The organism is Clostridioides difficile ATCC 9689 = DSM 1296, assembly GCF_001077535.1.
GTDB classification, from domain to species: Bacteria; Bacillota; Clostridia; order Peptostreptococcales; family Peptostreptococcaceae; genus Clostridioides; species Clostridioides difficile.
Genome location: NZ_CP011968.1, coordinates 3,974,618 through 3,999,276 on the forward strand (window position 1 = coordinate 3,974,618; position 24,659 = coordinate 3,999,276).

Annotated in this window: 26 protein-coding genes; all 26 read right to left on the reverse strand. The window is 29.3% G+C overall.

From position 1 onward, the window contains the following. Positions 1–6: 6 nt before the first annotated feature. The 26 genes from dusB to CDIF1296T_RS18580 all read right to left on the reverse strand — a co-directional run bounded on the left by dusB (position 7) and on the right by CDIF1296T_RS18580 (position 24,585). Entirely contained in the window at positions 7–975 is a 969-nt protein-coding gene (gene dusB, locus CDIF1296T_RS18455) for a tRNA dihydrouridine synthase DusB (RefSeq protein WP_003434962.1), read from the reverse strand. Positions 976–1,111: 136 nt separating this feature from the next. Next, entirely contained in the window at positions 1,112–1,882 is a 771-nt protein-coding gene (locus tag CDIF1296T_RS18460; RefSeq protein WP_003425980.1) for a type III pantothenate kinase, read from the reverse strand. A gap of 18 nt (positions 1,883–1,900) precedes the next feature. Next, positions 1,901–2,491, reverse strand: coding sequence for an ECF transporter S component (locus CDIF1296T_RS18465; protein WP_009892118.1), 591 nt, complete (start codon positions 2,489–2,491; stop codon positions 1,901–1,903). 182 nt (positions 2,492–2,673) lie between these two features. Further along, complete coding sequence (locus tag CDIF1296T_RS18470) at positions 2,674–3,642, reverse strand: P1 family peptidase (protein WP_009898756.1); 969 nt, start codon at positions 3,640–3,642, stop codon at positions 2,674–2,676. After that, the gene (locus tag CDIF1296T_RS18475; RefSeq protein WP_003434956.1) at positions 3,635–4,612 is read right to left on the reverse strand and encodes a biotin--[acetyl-CoA-carboxylase] ligase; all 978 of its coding nucleotides are present in this window, start codon (positions 4,610–4,612) and stop codon (positions 3,635–3,637) included. Before CDIF1296T_RS18475 ends, CDIF1296T_RS18470 begins: the two co-directional genes overlap by 8 nt. 314 nt (positions 4,613–4,926) lie before the next feature. Continuing rightward, the gene (ftsH, locus tag CDIF1296T_RS18480; RefSeq protein WP_009892124.1) at positions 4,927–6,897 is read right to left on the reverse strand and encodes an ATP-dependent zinc metalloprotease FtsH; all 1,971 of its coding nucleotides are present in this window, start codon (positions 6,895–6,897) and stop codon (positions 4,927–4,929) included. A 33-nt stretch (positions 6,898–6,930) separates the two neighbouring features. Then, a complete protein-coding gene (tilS, locus tag CDIF1296T_RS18485) occupies positions 6,931–8,319 on the reverse strand; it encodes a tRNA lysidine(34) synthetase TilS (protein WP_009898757.1) in 1,389 nt (462 codons plus the stop codon). A 182-nt stretch (positions 8,320–8,501) separates the two neighbouring features. Further along, positions 8,502–8,930 carry a YwiB family protein gene (locus CDIF1296T_RS18490; protein WP_012816442.1) on the reverse strand — a complete coding sequence of 143 codons (429 nt, stop codon included), beginning with the start codon at positions 8,928–8,930 and terminating at the stop codon, positions 8,502–8,504. A 16-nt stretch (positions 8,931–8,946) separates the two neighbouring features. Beyond that, a complete protein-coding gene (gene murI / locus CDIF1296T_RS18495) occupies positions 8,947–9,753 on the reverse strand; it encodes a glutamate racemase (protein ID WP_003425992.1) in 807 nt (268 codons plus the stop codon). Positions 9,754–9,954: 201 nt separating this feature from the next. Beyond that, positions 9,955–10,440 (reverse strand): cell wall hydrolase, encoded by a 486-nt coding sequence (locus CDIF1296T_RS18500; RefSeq protein ID WP_009892129.1) that lies wholly within the window; start codon positions 10,438–10,440, stop codon positions 9,955–9,957. A gap of 50 nt (positions 10,441–10,490) precedes the next feature. After that, positions 10,491–11,150, reverse strand: a complete 660-nt coding sequence (spoIIR, locus tag CDIF1296T_RS18505) for a stage II sporulation protein R (protein WP_003425996.1) — start codon at positions 11,148–11,150, stop codon at positions 10,491–10,493. Positions 11,151–11,294: 144 nt separating this feature from the next. After that, complete coding sequence (locus tag CDIF1296T_RS18510) at positions 11,295–11,975, reverse strand: GntR family transcriptional regulator (RefSeq protein ID WP_009892132.1); 681 nt, start codon at positions 11,973–11,975, stop codon at positions 11,295–11,297. Beyond that, complete coding sequence (gene ispE / locus CDIF1296T_RS18515) at positions 11,959–12,849, reverse strand: 4-(cytidine 5'-diphospho)-2-C-methyl-D-erythritol kinase (protein WP_009894070.1); 891 nt, start codon at positions 12,847–12,849, stop codon at positions 11,959–11,961. Before ispE ends, CDIF1296T_RS18510 begins: the two co-directional genes overlap by 17 nt. A gap of 117 nt (positions 12,850–12,966) precedes the next feature. Then, positions 12,967–14,517 (reverse strand): DUF3794 and LysM peptidoglycan-binding domain-containing protein, encoded by a 1,551-nt coding sequence (locus tag CDIF1296T_RS18520; RefSeq protein ID WP_009898760.1) that lies wholly within the window; start codon positions 14,515–14,517, stop codon positions 12,967–12,969. 93 nt (positions 14,518–14,610) lie between these two features. Beyond that, positions 14,611–14,877, reverse strand: a complete 267-nt coding sequence (locus tag CDIF1296T_RS18525) for a Veg family protein (RefSeq protein ID WP_009892135.1) — start codon at positions 14,875–14,877, stop codon at positions 14,611–14,613. A gap of 147 nt (positions 14,878–15,024) precedes the next feature. Then, on the reverse strand, positions 15,025–15,885 hold the full coding sequence (yabG, locus tag CDIF1296T_RS18530) for a sporulation peptidase YabG (RefSeq protein ID WP_003422239.1): 861 nt from the start codon (positions 15,883–15,885) through the stop codon (positions 15,025–15,027). Positions 15,886–15,968: 83 nt separating this feature from the next. Then, positions 15,969–16,907, reverse strand: coding sequence for a dipeptidase (locus tag CDIF1296T_RS18535; protein ID WP_009898762.1), 939 nt, complete (start codon positions 16,905–16,907; stop codon positions 15,969–15,971). Between the two features lie 109 nt (positions 16,908–17,016). After that, the gene (locus tag CDIF1296T_RS18540; RefSeq protein ID WP_003426006.1) at positions 17,017–17,178 is read right to left on the reverse strand and encodes a hypothetical protein; all 162 of its coding nucleotides are present in this window, start codon (positions 17,176–17,178) and stop codon (positions 17,017–17,019) included. Positions 17,179–17,187: 9 nt separating this feature from the next. After that, on the reverse strand, positions 17,188–17,685 hold the full coding sequence (locus CDIF1296T_RS18545) for an SEC-C metal-binding domain-containing protein (RefSeq protein ID WP_003434936.1): 498 nt from the start codon (positions 17,683–17,685) through the stop codon (positions 17,188–17,190). A gap of 114 nt (positions 17,686–17,799) precedes the next feature. Beyond that, positions 17,800–18,510 (reverse strand): peptide arginase family protein, encoded by a 711-nt coding sequence (locus CDIF1296T_RS18550; protein ID WP_003434933.1) that lies wholly within the window; start codon positions 18,508–18,510, stop codon positions 17,800–17,802. A gap of 175 nt (positions 18,511–18,685) precedes the next feature. Next, entirely contained in the window at positions 18,686–19,216 is a 531-nt protein-coding gene (locus CDIF1296T_RS18555; RefSeq protein WP_009898765.1) for a hypothetical protein, read from the reverse strand. Positions 19,217–19,232: 16 nt separating this feature from the next. Then, positions 19,233–19,463 (reverse strand): hypothetical protein, encoded by a 231-nt coding sequence (locus CDIF1296T_RS18560; protein WP_003434928.1) that lies wholly within the window; start codon positions 19,461–19,463, stop codon positions 19,233–19,235. Between the two features lie 14 nt (positions 19,464–19,477). Continuing rightward, positions 19,478–20,872 carry a sodium:solute symporter family protein gene (locus CDIF1296T_RS18565; protein ID WP_009898767.1) on the reverse strand — a complete coding sequence of 465 codons (1,395 nt, stop codon included), beginning with the start codon at positions 20,870–20,872 and terminating at the stop codon, positions 19,478–19,480. A 125-nt stretch (positions 20,873–20,997) separates the two neighbouring features. After that, positions 20,998–22,251, reverse strand: a complete 1,254-nt coding sequence (locus CDIF1296T_RS18570; RefSeq protein ID WP_003434922.1) for an MFS transporter — start codon at positions 22,249–22,251, stop codon at positions 20,998–21,000. Positions 22,252–22,301: 50 nt separating this feature from the next. Beyond that, positions 22,302–23,456, reverse strand: coding sequence for a trans-sulfuration enzyme family protein (locus tag CDIF1296T_RS18575; RefSeq protein WP_009898770.1), 1,155 nt, complete (start codon positions 23,454–23,456; stop codon positions 22,302–22,304). Between the two features lie 559 nt (positions 23,457–24,015). After that, positions 24,016–24,585, reverse strand: coding sequence for a recombinase family protein (locus CDIF1296T_RS18580; protein WP_003426023.1), 570 nt, complete (start codon positions 24,583–24,585; stop codon positions 24,016–24,018). Between the last annotated feature and the right edge of the window lie 74 nt (positions 24,586–24,659).

Sequence of the window (24,659 nt, forward strand, 5' to 3'; positions counted from 1 at the left end):
TTATTTTTATGTCAAGGAGTCTTCCATATAGTACTCCAATTTCGACACAACTTCTTGATAGTCTTCTATTTTGTTAATTTCATCCCTTAATTTTGCAGAGTTTCTAAGTCCTTTTAAATACCAAGCGATGTGTTTTCTCATTTCCCTTACAGCTACATACTCTCCATGTTCTTCTACTGCAAGTTTTAAATGCTTAATGGCAGTACTTATTTTTTCGTTAAGAGTTGGCTCTGGCAAAATCTCGCCTGTATTCATATAATGGTTTATTCTTTTAAATATCCAAGGGTTACCTTGAGCACCCCTACCTATCATTATAGCATCACAACCAGTTTTGTCTAACATATTTATTGAATCTTCTATTGTAAATACATCACCATTTCCTATAACAGGTATACTCAAATTTTTCTTAATCTCTGCAATTATATCCCAGTCTGCTTTGCCTGTATAAAACTGTTCTCTAGTTCTTCCATGTATTGCTAAAGCACTTATTCCACAATCCTCTGCTATCTTTGCTATTTCAACAGCATTTACACTATTATCATCCCAGCCTTTTCGAATCTTTAAAGTCACTGGCTTTTTTGAGTTCTTCACTACTGCCCTCAATACCTCTTCTGCAAGCTTAGGATTTTTCATAAGTGCTGAGCCATCTCCATTTTTAACTACTTTTGGAGCTGGACACCCCATATTTATATCGAGAATCTCATTTGAATAATCATTCATTATCTCTGCTGCTCTTCCCATAAACTCTGGTTCTGAACCGAATATCTGAACTGCTACAGGATGTTCTTCCTCTTCTATCTTAAGCATTTTTTTAGTATTTTCATCATCATAGCAAAGTGCCTTACCATTTATCATTTCTGTATATAAAAGCCCACATCCCTGTTCTTTACAAATTAATCTAAATGGAAGGTCTGTTACACCTGCCATAGGTGATAGAAAAACTTTATTTTTCAATTCTAAATTTCCTATTTTCATTGTTTTTCTCCTATTTTTGCCTTTATTTTGTGATTTAACTTTAAATTCTTATTTCCTCATTATAATATACCACATATAGCTAGAAATCTATCATAAAAAGGGAATTGGATATATAACCCAATTCCCTGTATATTAATTATTCTTGGTTTTTTTCATATATTATTCTCAATCCTTCTAGTGTTAAAAAACCATCTACATAATCTATACTTTTCGTCTCTGAAGCAATCAGTTTAGCTAATCCACCTGTAGCTATAACCTTAACATCATCACAATTCAATTCTTTCTTCATCATACTTATTATTTTGTCAACTAAACCAACATATCCATAAATTATTCCAGATTGCATGGCTGATACAGTACTCTTACAAATAGTCATACCTGGCTTAGCTAATTCTACTCTAGGTAATTTAGACGCACTTTGAAATAACGCCTCACTAGATATTTTTATTCCTGGTGCTATTGTTCCACCCAAATATTCACCTTTTTCAGAGATAGCACAAAATGTAGTTGCTGTTCCAAAATCAACAAGTATACTTGGTGCTCCATACTTTTCTATCCCTGCTACAGCATTAACTATTCTATCTGCCCCAACTTGTTTTGGATTATCATATTTTATATTTAGACCTGTTTTTATGCCTGGACCTACTATTAATGGCTGTTTTTTACAGTACTTTATACAAAAGTTTTCAAGAGAATGCATAACATTCGGAACTACAGATGATATTATAACATCATCAATATCACTTATATTCACATTATCATAATCAAATAGGTTACTTATCAGGATTCCATATTCATCAGACGTTTTTTCCCTATCTGTTTTAATTCTCCAGTAATTAACTAATTTGTCACCTTTATATATACCTAAAACCATATTAGTATTTCCAACATCAAATACTAGAAGCATATGTCATTAACCTTCTTTCTATTTTTTGCTTTTCTTAAGTACAGTGGCAACAGCAGCTACTACTAAAGCCCCTACTATTGCTTCTGGCACCCCATTTGCTGCGGCAAGAGCCATTATTACTTTTCCTGCTGAACCACTTTTACCCATTGCATGAAGATACTTGTCAGCATATAAGACATATATCATTCCTAAAACTCCAGCTGTATTTAACAGAGAACCTATTGCCCCTGTAATTAAACCTGATATGTATACCTTATTTGTAGCCTTAATTATTAACTGATATACATAATAAGCTAATACACCTATCATAACTCTTGGTAATATTGAAACTAATGGATTTATAAAAACAAAAGATGTTACTGTTGGGTTTGTTATAGCATTTAAGAGACTTGATATCCCAAATATAAATCCTATTGCTGCCCCAACTATTGGTCCTTCCATAATAGCTCCAATAATAACTGGTATGTGCATTATAGTTGCTTTTGTAGGTCCAACTGGAATAAATCCCAATGGAGTCATAGATAGCATAATAGAAATAGCTGATAGTACTCCTATTATAGTCATCTTTCTTACATTTACTTTTCTTACTGATGCACTTGTGTTCATCATAAAAAATACACCTCCGTTCCAGCTCATTAAGATGCCGGACTACTTAATTTTTTAATTTTTTCGTTTTTTTCTTATAATTATGAGTCAAGCTACCATTGTAGGATGCCCGCTCTAACAAGAATAATTTTATCAAGATGAGTTGCCATTGTCAACAATTTGACAAGAAAAATATGCTAATTTCATCATATTTCTCGTTTTTTTACTATATCTTTATATGCCATTATATTTTCTACACTATCCGCTTTTTTTACTGCATTTATTATACTTTTTTCCACAACCTCTACAGCCAATGAACCTACTAATGTTATATCTGCTTCTATTTCTCCTGTTGATATTGTGAATATTGTATCTCCATCATGAGGTGTATGGATAGGAAAAATAGACTTAGCATATCCATCATGTCCCATTTGAGATATCTTTTTACATCCAGCTTTGGTTAACTTAGCATTTGTTGCAATTATCCCAATTGTAGTATTATCTACACTAAATCCACCTTTACTTTCACCTTGTTTCATTAATTTATATGTATCAATTGTTTCTGTCCTTTTATCATTTAAAGCACCAGCTATAACCTTACCATTTTCATAAACATCTCCAAGAGCATTTACAGCAATTAATGCAGATACAACTAGACCATTATCTAATTTTATAGAATAGCTACCTATTCCGCCTTTCATAGCATATTCCTGACCTCTTATCTTTCCAACAGTGGCTCCACAACCTGCTCCATAATTTCCTTGATTTAAAATATCAGTATTTGCAACTTCACAAGCTCTATAACCCATCTTTAAATCTGGTCTACATTTAAAGCTCCCTACTCCTAAATCAAATAAAACTGCTCCTACAACTATAGGCACTTTACCTACACCTACATCAAAGCCAATTCCTTTTTCTTCTAAGTATCTACTTACACCACAAGTGGATTCAAGACCATATGCAGAACCTCCAGCCAAAACTACTGCATGAACTTTTTGAACCATATTTACAGGGTCTAATAAATCGGTTTCTCTAGTCCCTGGAGCAGAGCCCCTTACATCAACACCGCAAGTAGCTCCTTCTTCACATATTACTACTGTGCACCCAGTAAGACCATTTCTATCCTCAACCTGCCCAACCTTTAAGCCTTCTATATCCAAAATATTATTATACATATCCTTTTTCTCCTCTTATAGAAACTTCACCTGAAATAATTTCTTTTATACTTCCATCACTTCTTTGAACTAATAAATTTCCCTCTTCATTTATGTCTAAACATTTCACTAGTTCTCTATTATCTCCTTTTAATACATATATATTTTTATCTATAATTGCAGAATAATCTCTACATATTTTTAAGGTTTTTTCTTTGGAATTATTTACAGTATAATCTAAATATAATTTTTCAAATTCAGTCAATACATTCCTAACAATATCTACTCTGGATAACATATACCCTTCTTTATACAATGATGTGGCTTTGTCAGCTATTTCTTGTTCAAAATCCATTATTTTAACATTTATTCCAATTCCAAGAACAACATAATTTGTTCTTTCAATTTCAGCAGATAACTCTGTTAATATACCACATATTTTTTTTCCATTTAAAATAACATCATTTGGCCATTTTATTAATGTATTTGCTCCTAGATTGTTTAAAGCTTTCGTTACACTTGCTCCTGCTATTAAAGTTATAAATGGAGCTTTGAATGGTTCCATATTTGGTTTTAATATAATACTCATCCAGATTCCTTCATGAGGTTTTGAATCCCATCTTCTTCCCAATCGTCCTTTCCCCATGTCTTGATGTTCACTTAAAATCACAGTCCCATCTACACTATTTATAGCTATCCTTTTAGCATGTTCATTTGTTGAATCTATAGTGTCAAGATGTTCAATATTTTTTCCAATAAACTCTGTATCTAATTTATAGTAAATATTCTGTGGGCTTAATAAATCAGTTGGATTTTCCGCTAATCGATACCCTTTTTTATTTACAGATTCTATATTATATCCCTCTTCTTTTAAGGCTTTCATATGTTTCCATATAGCTGCACGTGACACCCCTAATTGTTTTGATAATTCTTCTCCTGAAATAAATTCAGATTTATTATTTAATATAATCTCTATTATTTTATCTCGCATATTTCACCTCTAATATGACATAATTTCATGACTTATTTTCTTCTAATAAATAATTATACATTATTAATATACTTTTAATACTATTAATTTTAAATTTCCTTTTTAATTATTATAATGGTTGTTTTATATTTTATATTGATGATTTATATAATTTTACATTTTATTTAAATAATTTTAAAATAATAAAAAAACTGAAAGTATCAATTAAATTAATACATGCAAATATAATTTGCTTATTAATTTAATATTATACTTTCAGTTTTAGTATTTAATCCACATCAGATAATAATCTTAAAATGACCAAGGTCTTAAAACTATTTATCTTTATCAGATTTATCTTCTAAATTTTTATTTATATCAATAACATTGTTTCTTTCTTCTTCATCTTTTTCTAATTTTATAGTTAATTGTTCTTCAACTTCTTTAGAAGAATTTTCCTCTGTAACTGCATTTTCAATTTCATTCAGAGGTAACTCTTTATTAAATGCTTTTACAAATTGTTCTGCATCTAAAGTTTCATATATAAGTAAAGCTTGTGCTACATACTCTAATCTATCCATATTTTCTTGTAATATACTTCTTGTCTTATCATATGCACCATCAACTATACGCTTTGTTTCTTGGTCTATCTCAAAAGCAACTTCTTCAGAATAATTTCTCTTACTTGAAAAACTATTACCTAGGAATACTTCATCATCACTGTCAAATGACATTGGACCAAGCTTAGAACTCATTCCATACTTTGTTACCATACTTCTTGCAGTAGCTGTAACTCTTTCTAAGTCATTTGAAGCACCTGTAGATACATCCTTAAGTACTAGCTCTTCTGCTACTCTACCACCAAGTAAAACTACAATATTTTCTTTCATTTCATTTTTTGTAGCATAGAACTTATCTTCAACAGGAAGTTGCATTGTAAACCCTCCAGCTCTTCCTCTTGGAACTATTGTAACTTGATGAACAGGACTTACTTCTTCAAGTACATGGGCACAAACTGCATGCCCTCCTTCATGGTATGCTGTAAGTCTTCTTTCTTTCTCACTTATTACTTTCGATTTTTTAGCCACACCTGCTATAACCTTTGTTATAGCTTCTTCTATAGTTTCCATCTTAATTTTCTTTTCTCTTTTTCTAGCTGTTAATATTGCAGCCTCATTCATTAAGTTCTCTATATCAGCAGGAGTAAATCCTGGTGTTCTTCTAGCCAAGACATCCATTTTTACATCATCACTTAATGGTTTATTTCTTGAGTGAACTTTAAATATAGCCTCTCTACCTTTTACATCTGGTGTACCAACAACAACTTGTCTGTCAAATCTTCCTGGTCTAAGTAAAGCTGGGTCAAGTATATCTGGTCTATTTGTAGCTGCCATGATTATTATACCTTGATTTACCCCAAATCCATCCATTTCAACTAGAAGTTGATTAAGAGTTTGCTCTCTTTCATCATGACCTCCACCAAGACCTGCACCTCTTTTTCTACCAACTGCATCAATTTCATCTATGAATATGATAGCTGGAGCACTTTTCTTAGCCTGTTCAAATAAATCTCTTACTCTTGAAGCACCAACCCCAACAAACATCTCAACGAAATCAGAACCACTTATACTGAAAAAGGGAACTCCTGCTTCTCCTGCAACTGCTCTTGATAGATATGTTTTACCAGTTCCAGGAGGTCCTACCATAAGCATTCCTTTTGGTATTCTTGCACCCAATTCAATATATTTCTTAGGATTCTTTAAGAAATCTACTACCTCCTGCAAATCTTCTTTTTCCTCATCTAGTCCAGCTACATCTTTAAATGTAACTCTAGTTTTTTCATCATCTTTATGAACCTTAGCTTTTGATTTGCCAAAACTCATAACCTTTCCGCCTCCACCTTGAGACTGATTCATAAACACGAACCAAATAATCACCATGAAGAATATTAACAGTAATGTAGGCAACATTTCGACAAACCAAGGTGTAGATGGCTTAGCTTCACCACCAAAAGTTAGTTTCCCAGCCTTAGCTTGGTCTAACACCTCATCTGCAAGTTTATTTCCCATCACTTCTGTTGGAACATATGACTTAAACTTTGTATTTGTATCTTTTATAGTACCTTCTACAGAAGTTTGATTTACAAAGTATAATCTTGATATATTCTCATCTGTTAATTCTCTATATACTTCAGAGAATTTTAAATCTTTTATTTTTTCTGTAGGCTTACCTGAGAATTGAACTATACCTACTATAATTATAAAAACAAGTAGATAAAAACCTGCCCCTTTTAGCAACTTATTCAATATAGAAGCCCTCCTTTCATACATTGCTTTGCCCTATAATTTGTTAAAATTAATTTTTAATACTTCTTTTGTGTTTTCATCAATTTTATAATTTTCACTGATTTTATAATCTCCAACACATATTATTCCTTCACTATCTGTGATTATAGGAATTTTACATCTTTCTTCTCTTGGGATTTTTAAATCTATGAATAAATCTTTCACTTTTTTACTTCCCATAGCAAGCTTTATCTTATCACCTTGCCTTCTGCTTCTTATTACTATACCCCCTTTTACCTTATTAAAATCAAACCCTTTAGATGAATTGTCTAATTTCATACTCTTATACCTATCTATGCTCATTACTTGGGTCTCAATAATTTGTTTTAATTCTTTTATTTTAATAAACCCATTACTAGGTACATTGTAATAAAATTCAATTTCCTCATTAACAATTTCCTCATTCGTTAATATTATACAGTCTTTTTTTCTATAAACAAATATATTTCTTGGAAGAGTTAACATTTTATTTACTTTTGAATTATCTTCTAAAGACATTATATCCTCTATATGTCTTTGGTCAACAAAATTAGTATCTCCTAGTATATGTTTTATGGAATTTCTAAGAACTCTAACTTTGATAGCATCATGTAAGCAAACAAAATTGTCTAAATTTATCTCTACAAAGCCTTTTTCTTTTATATTCGAAACTTCTCTAAATTTAGCTTCTGCCTCTTTCTCAATATAATCGTTATCACTTTTTAAACTATTGCTCATCCTCACTATAGATTCTATTACATTTGAATTAAAATTATCCTTCATATATGGTAAAAGGTCTAACCTTATCTTATTTCTAGTGTATATATTTTCTAAATTTGTTTTATCTATCCTCGGATTTAAATTATAAGCTTCACAATACTCCTCTATCTCATTTCTTTCCACGTCTAATATGGGTCTAATTATGCAATTATCTCTAATATAATCAATTCCCTTTAAACCTTTTAAACCTGTTCCTCTCATGATACGCATCATAACCGTTTCGGCTTGGTCATTGAGATTATGACCTATTGCTATTTTATTGGCTTTAATCTTATCCTTAATTTCATAAAACATTTCATATCTTAGCTTCCTTGCTCCTTCTTCTAATGATAATCCCTCATTTTCACAATATTTTGGTACATTAATAGACTTTACAAAGAATATAATTCCCATATCCTCACAAAGTTTAGATACATATAATGCATCTTTTTGAGCTTCTATCCCTCTTATTTGATGGTTTAAATGTGCTGCATATATTTCTATATTAAAATCTTTTTTTAATCTATTTAGTACATGCAATAAACAAACTGAATCAGGTCCTCCAGAAAGACCTAAAACTATTTTATCGCCTTTTTGTATTAAATTATGTTTATTTATAGTACTTAGTACCTTATCAAATATCATATTTATCCCTCTTACACTTAGTTTTATTCACTTTTAAGTATACTTTCTATAAAAAAACGCTAAACCCTTGTATCAATTTTAAGAAATTAAAGTTTAATATAAATATAATAATACCAAATAAATTAAATAAAAGGTAGTTTTTTCACTACCTTTATAAAATTTCTGGAAAATAGCCATAGTTATTATTTAGTACCTATGTATATATCTATTTTATTCCTACCTAAAAATAAATCTTGTACCTTTATATTATAGTCTATTTTCAATTTTATGTGTTCCCCTTCTTGTATATTTATATCTAATTCTCTTGTATCAATATCAATTAATAAAGTACCTTGTGGGGTCACATACTTTGTAGTACTACTTTCTCCACATTTAAACAGCATTGTTGAGTTAATAGCACCAAACTTTTTGATACTAACTTGATTTTTAAGTATCTTTATAGTATTAGTTATTTCTATATTTTCTTCTTTTTCCTTGTAAATAACATATATTCCATCATTTTTATAAAAAATTTTACCAAAGGCAGTCATCTCTATGGTGTCCATATTTCCTTTTTCATCATATTGTCTAGTATTTATACTTATTTTTACACTCAACGATTTTTCCTCCATAGATTCTTCATATAAACTAGTATTTTTGTATTTCTACTTTTTGAATCTTATCAATTTTTTTCTTTAAGAACTCTCTTGCTATATCTGAAAATTTTTCAGGTATATCTGATACATAATATTGATAAGTTCCATGAATTTCTGTATTGTTTATAATATTTTGCACCTCTAAAATCTTTTTTAAATCCTTTGCAGTCTCTTTAGCTGGATTAACAAGTTTTATATGCTCTCCAACTTCTTCACCTATTGTTCTCTTTAAAATAGGATAATGAGTACATCCTAACACTAAAGAATCTATATTTTTTTCTTTCAATTCTTGTAAATATATCTTTGCTGTCAATTTAGCCACTTCTGTATTTGCCCATCCTTCTTCAACAATAGGTACAAATAAAGGACATGCTTTATTAACAATTTCTATACTCTCATCTATTTTAGATATTTCCAAGTTGTATGCTTTTGAACTTATAGTTCCTTCAGTTCCTATTATTCCTACAATTTTGTTTTTTGTAGAACTTACAGCTGTTCTAGCTCCTGCTTCTATAACTCCAATTATCGGTATATCATATTTTTCTTGAGCTTCTTTTAAGCTTCTTGCAGTAGCAGTGTTACATGCTATAACTATAGCTTTTACACCTTTTGTTTTTAAAAAGTTTATAGCTTGAAAAGTATATTTAATTATAGTTTCTTTGGATCTTGAACCATATGGTATTCTGGCAGTATCTCCAAAGTATATTATATCCTCATTTGGTAATATCTTCATTATCTCTTTTAGAACTGTTAATCCACCTAATCCCGAATCAAAAACTCCTATTGGTTTATTGTTCATCTTTATACAACACCTACTTTACATTTTTGTGTTTAACAACAACTTATTTATCGCTAAAATTTATATTTATATTCATAATTAATATATTATTACCTAAATGATTATTATAGTTTATTTTACACAAAAAATAAAGGAGCTATCTTAAATTAGAAAATAATTTCTACAAAAAGACAACTCCTTTCACTACTTAAAAATTTAAATTTATTTTGCAAACACATGATTTCCTATTCTCATATAAGGATTCAATCTATTTATCCATTTGCAAGTGGCTATTTCTGGATTCCAAAAATATACTGCTTTATTAGTTGGGTCAGTTCCATAAAGAGCTTCCTGAGCTGCTTTACGTGCTGAGTCTGTTGGTGCCATCTTTATTGAACCATCAAGCACAACTGAGAAAGCATTTTTTTGATATATGACTTCTTCTATTGTGTCTGGAAATCTAGGGTCCAATACTCTATTTATTACTACAGCTGCTACAGCAACCTGTCCCTCATAGCTTTCTCCTCTAGCTTCTCCTGCAACCAACTTAGATAATAACATCAAATCATTATCAGATAAATTTATTACTTCTTTCTTTGCTATATTTTTTTCTTGTTTGTTTACTTTCTTAATATTTTCTGTTGGTTCATATGCAAATACCTCTTTAATAGGCATAAATATAAAAGTCAAAGCTAATAGTGTAGCCATCAGTTTACTCCACCTGTCCATGATTAAAACCACTCCTTACATTCTTATTTTTAAAATTTTTTCTCTAAATCCTTGACTACTTCAAGTACTTTAAACTTAATTTTTACTCTACTTGTTTTTTTTGGTGTATCTTGTTTTATTAACTTATATTCTTTATCAGTTAAAACTTCCTTCAACTTATCATCTGTAGATTTATCTATCACTCCATTAGATTCATCAACAAAACATAGTGGAGGGAACATAACACACCACCAGTTTTTTCCTTCACCTTTCCCAATGATAATCTTTAATGCTTTATATTCACCAGCTGGAAGAACTATATTAGAATATTGTTTAGTAGGGAAATTGCTATATTGTATACCTACCTTTACACTGTAATTATATCCATTTTTAAGAATAATATTTTTACTTATTTCTTCCAGACTACTATATTCCTTTTTTATAATAGCTTCACTTTCTTTTATACTTTTTGAATTTTGAAGCTTTGGCTGTAAATATTTTATTACTTCATCTCTAACTTTTAGTTTAAGTTCTTGGTCTTCATCTGTATTGCTGTTTGCTATAACATGAAATCTTATTAATTTATCTTTATAATCTTTTGATATATTGTCTACTTTTTTTACCTCACCATTTATTACTATTGTCATTATTGATATGACTGATATAAGACTTAATATTAATAGTCCCAATCTAATCTTAATTTTTCTCATTGAAAATTCCCCCTCAAGATAAATTTATATCATCAATTATGTCCAATTAAATTTAATTTATTCATAATATTTTTTAATACTAATAAAAAAAGCTATCTTAAAATGATTACAATCATTTTAAAATAGCTTTTTAAACCTTATATTTTATAAGTCTTTACTAATCATAGCCTTATCTATCATAAACTGCTCTGCTTTTTCTATATGCTCTGTAGCATACTTCTTGGATAGCTCACTATCACCTTTAATTATAGCATCAAGTAAATATTTATGCTCTTCAACAATATTATGTGATGTATCATAAGCAGACATATAGGTAACTCTAAATCTATATACTTGTTCCCACAATGAGTTTATTAATTGGATTAATTTTTTATTATTAGTTGCTTTAAATATACATTCATGAAATTCTACATCAAGTTTTAATAACGCATCTACATCGGATTCCAAAGTGCTTTTTTTAAATTCTTCTGATATATCTTTAAGCTTTTTAATATCTTCATCACTAATTCTTTCAGCGGCAAGATATGCTGCTAAGCCTTCTAGGCTTGCTCTTACTTCTAATACATCCATAATATCCTTTAATGACATATTTGCCACATACGCACCTTTTCTAGGCAACATAACGACTAAACCTTCTAATTCAAGCTTTCTTATTGCCTCTCTCACTGGAGTCCTACTTACTCCTAATTGTTCTGCTAGTTGCACTTCCATTAGCCTTTGACCAGGCTTTAATTTTCCTTCTAAGATTGCTTCTCTTAAATTCTCAAAGACTACATCTCTTAATGGCTTGTAATTATCCAAGTTCAGTTTAGTTAAATTCTCCACAAATTTCAACCCCTTTTTGACTGCTATTAACAACATACACCTGTTTATATTTTTTTAATAATTCTTTTTTTCCAATTAGAGCATCTTCTTTATTTTTAAATAGTCCAAAAACTGTAGGACCACTTCCACTCATCATAGAACCTAAAGCATTATTTTTCATCATTACTTGTTTTATATCACTTATTTCTTTGTGTTTACCTATAGTAACATTTTCAAGAATATTTACCATGCTTTCTGATACAGCTTTTATATCTTCAGATTTTAAACACTCTATCAAATATTTATTATTTGGTCTTTTTTTAATATTATTCAAATCTAATCCTTGATAAACTTCTTTAGTAGAAACGAATAAGTCTGGTTTGCATATCAATATATTTGTATCACATGGTAAACCTTTGATGTTTGTTAGCTTTTCTCCAATACCTTGAGCTAAAGCAGGTCTTCCTGATATACAAAAAGGAACATCTGCGCCCAAATTAAGTCCTATTTCTTTTAATTCATCTTCAGATAATCTAAGTTCCCATAGGTGATTTAAACCTACTAATACTGCGGCTGCATTAGAACTTCCTCCAGCCATCCCTGCTGCTACAGGAATATTTTTTTCTATGAATATTTCTACACCTTTTTTTATATAAAATTTATTTTTAAGTATTTTGGCAGCTTTATAAACAATATTATCTTCATCTAAAGGAATATCTAAACTAGTGCTTTTTACCTTTATTTCATCTTCGTCTAATTCTTTTATCTTTACTATATCGTATAAATCTATCGTTTGCATTATCATTTCAACAAAATGATAACCGTCTTGCCTTTTTCCCAAGACATCAATGGATAAATTTATTTTTGCTCTACTCTTTAGTCTTATAAAATCCATTCTATCCTCCTTGTTTAAAGAATAATGCATCACTAACAATAATATTATACTACAAAAAATAAAATAATAGGGTATTATAATACCCTATTATACTTAATTACTTTAAATTTTTTAATATTAATCTACTAATACGACTTTTTTTTCTAAAATAAGACACTTACCAGGCTTAATTGGTTCATCAAGTTTTATATCATTAAGTTCTGCAATTTCATTTTCTGTTGTATTGTATTTTTTTGCTATATTCCAGAAAGTATCTCCTTCTTTGCATATATATACGATTATGCTAGGAGCTTTAGATAAATCATATACACCTTGGTCTTCTCCCTTGATAATAAAATTTTCTGCTTTCTTATCTAATGCTTCAGTAAATCTCTTAATTTTGATAATCAGGTCTATCTGGTCCCTATTCAAATCAACTTCGACTTTATCAATACATGCTGTATTAAACACAGATGCTGTATCAGTTAGATTATCCATTTCTATATCATGTTCAAATGGAATTTCCTCACTAATTTTATAAACCAATTTTAAACCTTCAACTGGGACAAATAAAATTTCAACTTTTATGATTCCTTGTATAATGCTTTTATTTCCTTCAATATAACTATTTTCTATAGACATGGTTGGACAAACGCTTACAATATCTTTTATTTGTATATCATCATTATCATTTCTTATGCCTTCTCTAACCATAAATGTTTCTTCACTACGTCTTAAAGTCTTATTTAATTGAATAGGTTTGTGGTCAAATTTTATTATCTTTTGAGGCGAATATGCATCTTGTAATACTTCTCTTGTAACTTCATCTGTAACTTTTACCTTACAACAAGCCATACAATCTATTTCTAAAAGACCTGTGTTGCTTTCACTATTTTGCTTGAAAATATGATTAAAATCTGACATAGACAACAATACTTCTTCAGTCATACCATCACTAACTCCAGGGACTTCTACAAATTGAGTAAACTCAATACCTACTCTATCCAACTCTACAAGTTCACCCTCATATGTACAAGCTAACGGATTTATTTCTAATACTCCACCAATAATAACTTTATTGTCAGTCACTCTACTTTCTTTTACTTTAACACATGGATTTAAACTTATTATAGATTGAATTTCCTCTGTGTTTATTGTTATAGTATCTCTTATAGAACTTTCTGCTTTTTCTATTCCAACTATATCTTGAAAACAAATTTCCTTTCTGTGCTTTTGTATGCCTTCCACTTGCGCCACATCTTTTACAATGTCTAACCTTTGCTTTTCAAACAAACTTCCCCTTATATTCATAAGAGCTCCTACTTTAATCTTTCTCTCATTCATTATAGTACAATCCATATGCTCTACTTCTGAAAATAACATGTATTCCATATCTTGAATAACATTGTCTTTTTCTATTACTTCGTTTATATCTACTTTTCCGTCTACATTAGAAATAGTATTTTTATCATCTGCAATATAGATTACATTATAATTAAAACTACCTCTGCAAAGTATCTTCCCATCTGCCATTTCAATTTTTTTAAGTGATATGTATCCTTCTGTTTTTACAATTTCATATACATCTAATTTTTTGTCTGGTACAACTGCCTCCGCTTCAATGAATGTTTGAAATTTTCCAAAGTCTATTCTATTGTCAACTTTAATTACATCTTTAATTAATTCCATAGTCTACCTCCTTAAGTATTATAAAAATATCACACTATATTTATATTTAAGGAGCAAAAAAAAAATTACACCTATTTTTAAATAGGTATAATTTTAACTTATTTGTAATTTATCTTGATCTCTAAAAACTTGCAACTTTACATTAGATGTTAATAAATCTGAGTAACTATAAGATACTCTAGGATATCCATTACTTTCATCATCTAACTTTATAACAAACACGCTTGGATAAACTTTTTCTAGTATACCCTCTTTTGTAATAATCTGCTTTCTTCCTTTATTAGCTTTCAACAATATTTTCTTTCCTATATGTCTCTCTAAGCTTACTCTTATCTTATCTAGAGTTTGAACAGTAGCCACAATATCACCTTCTTTAACGTTTATATGTTTACATAATATCACATATAAACATTTTTGTCAAATGTTTAAACTAATTATTTTATATATTTTTTGCAAAAATGTCAATACTATTTTTGAAGATATACAGTATAATTATGTTAATTTTTGCTAATGTAATATTGTTTTTGGCATTGCCCATCTAAATTTTCCTCTTGTTTCAGAACCACCAATTCCCTTAACACCTGTAATAGTCTGCTCTATAACCTCATCAATAGGAACTACTACATCAATTCTTGAACAAGCAATTTTCTCCACTATAAAAACAGGGTCTAATGCATGTATCATTATTCTTCCAGGCGAACTTGCATAGTTTGCTCCTGCACTTATTATTTTTTCATAATTTGATTGGCATGCTCCTGCGAATATTACAAGATTATCCAAATTTGGTTGCCATTTACGTGCTTCTTTTACTGTTTTAACAAAATTTGAAGAGTTTCTATAGTTACTCATATCTTCTATATCTCCTCTTTTTATTGTCATTGCATCATGACCTGTTATTACTAGTATATCCGGATTATATTTTTCTAGTAGTGCTCTTACTTCTTTATACTGATTTTGCTCTGAAACAGCTACACCTACTGCAGGTATTCCAAGTTGAGCATATACATCCAAGCAAATTTTTAAATATTCTTTATCTCCATCTATCTGTAGTACTTTTCCAGGCATTCCATATGTGTTAGGATTTAATTGAAGTTTTGGAACTGCTCTAGTCATTCTTTTTTGTCTTTCTTTAGCTTTTCTTACTGACTTATATAATAAATTTTCTACATTTTTATCTATTAATATATCTTTTATATCAGGTGCTTTTACTAATTCTAGGTCATCAATATAAGCATCTGCTATTACTCTAAATGCAATTCCCTTTAGTATAGCTATTTTCTCATTATTTTCATCTACACCAAAAGAGACTATTTTAAATACTATATCTTTGTTATGTGACTTTCTAGCTACAATGTCTCCTACCTTCATAGTTAAACCTCCAATAAATTTTTATCTTAGTTTATACTATGTTCGATATAAAACTTTGTTTCCTAATGTCAAAAAAACATTTCTTATAATACTTCTTTTATCACTCTTAAAGCATTTTTATAGTATATCTTTTCTATATCATCTTCACTAAACCCTTCTTTTTTTAGAGGTTCATACAGTTTACCCATCTGAGATATATCTTCAATCTCAACTTTTGAATCTATTCCATCAAAATCTGACCCTAGAGATACAACATCTATTCCTCCAACATTTACAATATGTTTTATGTGTCTAACCATATCTTCAAGTTTACTTTCACTTTTATCACTTAAAAATAAGTGGAAGAAGTTTATACCTGTAACTCCACCTTTATTTGCTAATACTTTAATCATATCATCAGTTAAATTTCTAGAATGATTCATCATTGCTCTTGAATTAGAATGTGTAGCAATTATTGGTTTAGAAGAAATCTTTGCAATTTCATAAAATCCACCATCTGAAATATGAGAAACATCAACCAACATTCCCAATTCATTCATCTTATGTACCACTTCTCTTCCAAAATCAGTAAGCCCTTTTTCTCTATATTCTACTTTATTATGAGGAAAGCTCAATTCATTCACATGATTCCAACTTATTGTCATCATTCTAACCCCTAAGTCGTAAAATTTCTTTAAATTTTCTAATTTACCTTCAAGTACTGCACCTTCCTCAATAGATAAAAGAGCTGTAAGTTTACCTTCTGATTGGTTTTTCATAATTTCTTCATAGTTAGTAGCTAAAGCTATTTCATCACTATTTTTTTTCATTTCCTCATGAAATTTATTTGCCATACTCATGCAATAATCAAAAGGATGTTTTACTTCTTCAGTATCAACAAAAAGAGCAAATGTTTGAGCTAATGAATCCCCCTTTTTCAATCTGTCTATATCAACAGAATATTTATTAGACTTAAGTTCACTTGTTTCTACATTTTCCATTAATTTTGCTATAGTATCACAATGTAAATCAAGAAATTTCATATTTATACCCCCTGTATATTTTATATTTATATCTAAAAATAGAAATAGTTGTCCTTATAGACAACTATTGACAACTATTTTTTAATATTCTTTTTAATATTACTTAATCTTATTCTTCTTTTAAGTTAGGTATTACTTTTTTAACTTCTTCAATTTGATGCCATGTTTTATCTATATTATTTTCACTAATATATTTTTTTAAATCAGTTAAAGATGTAAAATCTTTAACTGATAAATTGTCATCATCATCTGCAAATCTTAAAATAAACATGAGACTCCCTTACTTTCCACAACATTTCTTATATTTTTTTCCGCTTCCACATGGGCATGAATCATTTCTTCCTATTTTTGCTTCTTTAACTATTGTTTTAGACTTCTTATAAGCCTTTATTATTTCTTTTCTTTGGTCTGCTGGTAGTATATCTTCCCAACCTTGTAAATTATATAGCCAATGAGCCTCAACAGTTACCATATTGTTATATAATTTTTCCCAATCTATTTTTATAGAAACTTCTTTATCAGCTTCTACTTCTTCTAAAACTATATCTTCTTTTAAGCTTTCACTTATTCCATCTATGAATCCCATGAAAAATTCATTAGTAGTTCCAAATTTTTCAGCCAATTCACTTACTTTACCTTCAACAACATCCATTTTATTATTTAATATTTCATTGTATATTCCAGCTTCAACTTTCAAATATTCTTCCCAGAATTTTACTTCTGCTTCTTGACTTTCATGATTATCACTTAAATTTCTCCATTCAGTATATAAACTCATACTTTTTCCTCCTAAGTATACCTATATTTTTATAGTTTTTATAGTATAAAATCTTTTAGTTAGATTGGAAGTTTCTTCTTTTTGATTATACCATATTCTATTTAAAGTTAACTCTTATATTATATCATAATTAAACAATTCTTTTAATACTTTTATAGCATACTCTTGGTTTATAAAATAAGGGCTTGTCGCAATTGTTATTACTTTGGCTTTTTTAATTAAGTTTTTTATCTTGTAAAATTTGAGTTCAAATGGTATATAGTCCATATCACTTGAAAATATATCCAAATCTATATCAAGAACAAACTCTGATTCTACTTCTAAATCAAATCCATATAGACTATCTATTATTATTAATTCTGAAAATATGTTATATTTTAAAGCAGGTTTTATAAAACTTCCTACATTTAAAACTTCATTTGTATATCTAAATACATCTTTTAGATTATTTACATCTACATCATAGTTCTCAGGTTCTCTAGTATCCTTATGTTGGTCTACATGCACTAACTTGCATCCTTTTGTAAACTCACCCTTTAACAAAGATTTTGCCCAAAAATAAAATGCATGGTTATGATTGTCAAACACATATATCTTTTTATTTCCCAGGACATATTCGACCATATTCTCCAATCCTTTTGCTTTTATTTCCTTATTTTCATCTACTTCATTAAATACTACCTCATTGCCTAACCTTACATCATTTAATGTACCATTTATTAGTTTTGGAACGTATATGCTCTTATTTTCTCTTTTATCATATGAAAATACATTATTTCCTACTGGTTTTTCTATATAAAATCCACTATATTCATAATTTTCCATAAAACTTTATTTCCTCCATTGTTATATAAATATATAAGTTATAATTTTAAAAATTAAAATGCACTTATTGTAAATCATATCATCTATTATAGAAAACATCTTATATAACTAAATATAATATCTTCTCTCAATATGTATTATACAATAAGTGCAAAATATATTTATATAAAATATACTACATTCCTATAACAAAACCATCAGCTTCAATTGGAAGGTAACTAACTCTTCTATTCAACTCCACCTTTCCAAAAAATACTACCCAATATGGTCTAAAAATACTTTCAATTTTAACTATTTCAATCTCTGGGATTCCTCCCATAAACCTATGAGTTAATCTCATAGCCATTTTATTTGCCTTTGCTTTTACTCTTCGTTCGTCCTTATCACTATACTGCACAATATTACAATCCACATTTTTTACAATTTCATATGTAGGAAAATCTTGTACTATACTACCAGAACCTGTAGAACCATTCACTAAAATTTTTAATTCATTTATATCATTAGAATATCTCCTATTCTTGAAAATGGGTTTCGTTTTGTGAATTTTAAGTGTGATAATTTTAAACTCTATATAATGAAGTCTAACTTCATGAGCATATTTGTTCTTTAATATTAGCTTACTAAATAAAGAATTTTTTCCACTTTTAGCTATCTCTATAGCTTCTTCTTTTGTAATTCTTATAGGTAACGCTCTTATATCCATAAAATCATTCTCTTTCTTATTTTTTTCTTGTCATTTTTAAAACTCTATATATATAATCAAAAAATATTACAATTACAACTGACATAACTCCATATGGAATTATTTTTCCAACTATAATATCATTTCTAGTCAATATACCATAAAATATAAATCCTGTTATTAAAAAGTACAATAATACTAGAAAACCGTCTATTCCAAGCCATTTTATTTCTAAATCTTTTTTTACCTTAGACACTAATTTAGACATAGCAGTTTCTCCTTTTATAGATTATTTTGTGTATTTAAATTTTCACCTATTCTATTACCAATCATCCATGCAATAAATGAAAAAGGTATAGCTATCACAAGAGGCTCTAACTCAAAGCTCTGAACTGGAAATATTTTAAAATAACCAAAAGTCACTCCACCAACAATCATTCCTAAAATACCACCCATAGATGTTCTTCTTCCATTTCCAAGAAGCCCACCTACTATAGGTACAAATGCCGAACCCATCCAAATACTTCCTACAAATATACATGCATCATATACATTTTCAAATCTAAATGCTACGCTAAGCCCCATAACTGCTGCTAAACATACACCTATTCTAGTAAACTTTACTAATTGTTTCTGAGATAACTCTTTTTTTGTAATTCTTCCATATATATCATTTGCTAATGTAGCCCCAGCTGCTAGATAATAGCTATCCAATGTTGATATTATAGAACCTAAAATTCCTATTATAAATATTACTCTTATTCCTTGTGGTAATGTATCTAAAACTAAAGTTATATATCCAGCAGCTGGAGCCATTTCTGGATAAGTAGCTCTTACTATAAGTCCTGTCATAGTTAACACCATGTCAAAACATATCCATAGTGAAAAACAGGTTAATAAGGCTCTTCTTCCAACCTTAGGAGAATCTGCTGCTGAAAATCTTTGATAAAAAGTTGGGTCTGAATAAGCTCCAAAAGAATATACAATTAACATCAATGCTTTCATAGCTGACATACCTTTTGTAGGGTGCATAAGCTGTGGTGCATCTTTGAGTGCTTCTGTAAGACCTTGAAACCCTCCTATTTGTTCAAATTGACCTGGCATAACCATAGTTAAACCAAATACCATACAAAAAAACAATACCATATCTGTAATGGCAACTCCCATAAGCCCACCAAGTACTGTAAGTACAACGACTACTCCTACCATTATTAATCCTATTAATTCTTTATCTATTTTCCATGCTACGTTACCTATAGTTCCCATAGCAGTTATTTCTCCAAGTTGTGCACAATATATAAACATCAAAATTGCCCCAATTATAGCAACATGCTTGCCATAAAAACTTTCCAGTAAATCAGGAACTGTTATATTGGTTCTTATATGAATCCTTGGACCAACCCACAATGCTAAAGGCATTCTCCCAATATGTGCAGCTATTGACCAAACTGCCCATGCAGATATTCCATATATAGCCGCATACTCTACACTACCTACTGTACCAACTCCTCCATACCATGATGCAACCAAAGTTCCTACTATTAAGGACCATGGTAAACTTCGATTTCCTAGGTAATAACTTTCCATATCTTTTACATTTCTAGAAAAATAATAACCTATTCCTAATAATATAAATGCAAATATAACTATAATCCCATTTTCCCAAAATGTTAACATATCTAATCTCCACATTCTTATATTTTAATTTTTAACTTTAATATCTAAATATGAACAACTCTACCCATTTCCATAAAAATAGGTAGAGTTATATAATAATTATAAGTATTTAAGTAATCTTGTTATTAAGCAATTTTATTGTTTAAACCTTTATTTTCTCTTTTATTTATTTTATTTAAAGCATAAGTAGCAAATATCCCTATAACTGCACATACTACAGATAAAATAAATATATATGTATATCCTGTTTGTCCATATTTATCTAACCAATTACCTGCAATAGTGTAATAAAACGCATCTGGAGAAAATCCTATAAATGAAGCAAATCCAACTACTGCTCCTGTAGTTTCTAAAGATATATTAGACTCTGAAACAGATGCAAAGTATATACCTCTAAATCCAAATAAAATTACACTTAGTATTATCATGTTTATTACAGCTATCCATATAAATCCTGTACTCTTAGGAATAACCAAGTAAGCAGCTGTACTTACTGTCATTAATATAAATCCTACAAACATTACTCTTATAGATGAACCAACTTTATCTGTTATAACACCAGCAACTGGAGATGCTCCCATTTTTATAACATAAGTTCTTATTATTGATAAAGCAGAAACTAGAGTCATTGGCATTACATAAACTTCTGATAAGTATGGACTTAAATAAGTTAAACTTGAGAATACTAAATAAGTTGAAAATATTATAAGACCAATTAACCAAGCCTTTGGCATTGTAACTACTTTTAACAATGACTTAATACTTAATCCTTCATCTGATGCTCCACTATCTTTTTTCTCTTCTACTAAGAAAAATAGAAGTATACCACATATTATAGATGCTGCAGAATATAACCATACTACATATTTGAATCCTACTGTTATTTCAGCAAATTTACCAAAGAAATAAAGACCTATAAAAGAAATTAATGTACCTGATACGCCTGATAACCCTTCATAAAAACCAAATATTCTTCCTTGCTCTGACTCACTTCCTTGCATTCTAACAACCTTAACAGAGGCTGAGAAGAAGGTTAATATTGTCGTAAATCCCCATAATACAAATATTAAAAGTATCATACTATATGATGGGAATGTAGAGAAATAAAATCCAAGTATTCCTGAAGCAATTAAAGAAAAAGTTATTAATTTTCTAACTGAGAATCTATCTGCAAACCATCCTCCTATAAAATAAGATACCATTCCTACTAATCCATATAAACTCAATAAGTTCCCTATTTGTGTATGACTTAATGCTAAAGCTTGTTGCATTGGGTCATAAAATGATGATTTCATATATGGTAAACTATACATAGCTGTTGTTCCAAATGCCAATATGAATATTATCAAAAATCTTTTAACATTATTTTTGCTTTCCATTGATTCTCTCTCCTTAAAATTTTATTGTTTATAATCTCATTCATATAATTTTATTTTAATTTTTCTATTGCTTGTTTAAAATCATTTATTATATCATTTGAAGATTCTAATCCTACAGCTATTCTTATTAGATTTTCCCCATTCATTTGAACTAATGTATGCTCTTCCCCTAAGCTTGTTGCTATTGTTGCAAGCTCTAAAGAATTCATTAATCTTCTACTAGCTTGGTCTCTTGTCAATCCATTGATACCATCCTTAAGTTTAAATGAAACTACACCTCCACCTAAACCATTCATTTGAGTTTTACAAAGCTCATATTGAGGATGAGATTTTAATGCTGGATACTTTACCAATTCCACATTCTCTTCTTCCTCTAAAAATTCTGCTACTGCTAATCCATTTTCACAATGCTTTTTCATCCTCATATCTAACGTTTTCATACCCCTTAAAATCATCCATGCACTCATTGGTGGTAAAGATGCTCCTGTAAAACAACATAAACTTGGCCATCTAACTAAATCTATTAATTCTTTTGAACCTGCTACTGCTCCCCCTAAAGTATCCCCATGTCCATTTATAAACTTAGTAAGACTATGTATTACTAAATCTGCACCTAAATCTATTGGTCTTTGTACAATTGGTGTCCCAAAAGTACTATCAACTATAGCTAAGCTTTTATTTTCATGAGCAATTTCTGCTATTGTTTTTATATCTACTAAGTCTAATGATGGATTTAAAGGACTTTCTATATAAACTATTTTAGTATTTGGTCTCATTGCTTCTTTTACATTTTGTGGATTTACTGCATCTACAAATGTAACTTCAACTCCAAATTTAGATAACAACTCAGACATGAATAATTTAGTGTGTGAAAATATTCCATCTGAACTAACTATATGGTCACCACTTTTTACCAATGCTAATATAGTAGAGGTTATTGCCCCCATCCCTGATGTACTAGATATGGCACTTTCTGCATTTTCAAGCATAGCCAACTTAGCTTCTAACTCTGTAAGAGTAGGATTACACTCTCTTGTATACACATATCCCCATGTCATACACAACTCTTCAAAATGCTCTACTGTCTTTGCAGCAAATGTTGCTGTTTGACATATTGGTGTAGCCAATGCACCTGTTGTTGGGTCTGCACTATGTCCCCAATGTATTATTTTTGTCTCTAAATTTTGATTAATATTGTTACTCATTTTGATTTCCTCCCATTTTGACTTATTTATACAACGTTTTCCCTGCCAAATTTCATCAATTTAGCTTAGTCTTAATACATTTTTTCAAGTATACTTTTTTATTTGTTATAATTTCTAAAAATATGACACTTATTTTGTTTTTTTACAGTTCTAATTATAAACTCTATAGTAACTATAGAGTCAATATGTTTTTGATATTTTTTTTACAATGTTTAAAATAGTCAATACAAAAATAGGTATATCTTAGAATAACTAAAGTCATCCTAAGATATACCTATTTTTATATCACAATATAAATAATTACATATAAGCATTAGTTTTTTTATCATAAATAGATTTTTCAAGATTTATCATTTTTTCATAAATATATTATAGTTAAATATTTTAATATTACCTAACATCTACAATAAAATATACTCTTAAAATAAAATTATATAATTAAAAATACTCTATAAAAGCTAAAAAGTTTTTCTATTCGCTACATCTAAAAATAATTAGATAGAGGTATAAATGTATTTAGTTTATTTATACCTCTAGTCTTTTATAAATTATATCTCTACTAAATTGATTTTTTAGCACGAATAAGTGTGCTCTTGGAGATACCAGTCATCTTCACAACCTCTCTATATGGCTTAGAATTTAATAACCCCAATGCATATTGTATCTGTTGATTGCTGTATTTCTTTGGCCTACCATCTTTAAAGTCCTTTTTCTTTTTAGCAAATTCTTTTCCTAATTGAGTACGTTCTATTATCATATTTCTCTCAAGTTCTGCAACTGCAAGTAATGTAGTCAAAAAGAATTTACCCATTGAAGTATTTTCTAAAAGGCCTATATTTAAAATATGAACACTTACTTCTTTAGCAAATAAACCTTCTATTAGTTGTATTCCTTCTGATGTACTTCTAGCTAGTCTATCCAGCTTAGTTGCAACAAGTAAGTCTCCCTTTTTTAGAGATGATATAATTTTTTCAAATTTAGGCCTGTTTGTAGTAGTGCCTGTATAAGTTTCCTTTATTATTTTAGCATCATTATATTTATTCAAAATTTCTTGCTGTTGCTGATACAAACTGTTGTTGTCTGTTTGATTTTTTGTACTTACACGGCAATATCCATATATAATAATCATCACTTCCTAACATAAAGATTTTGTACAGAAGTTACCCAGAAGCTTGTTTTTACTTATCTTTATCCATTTTACTA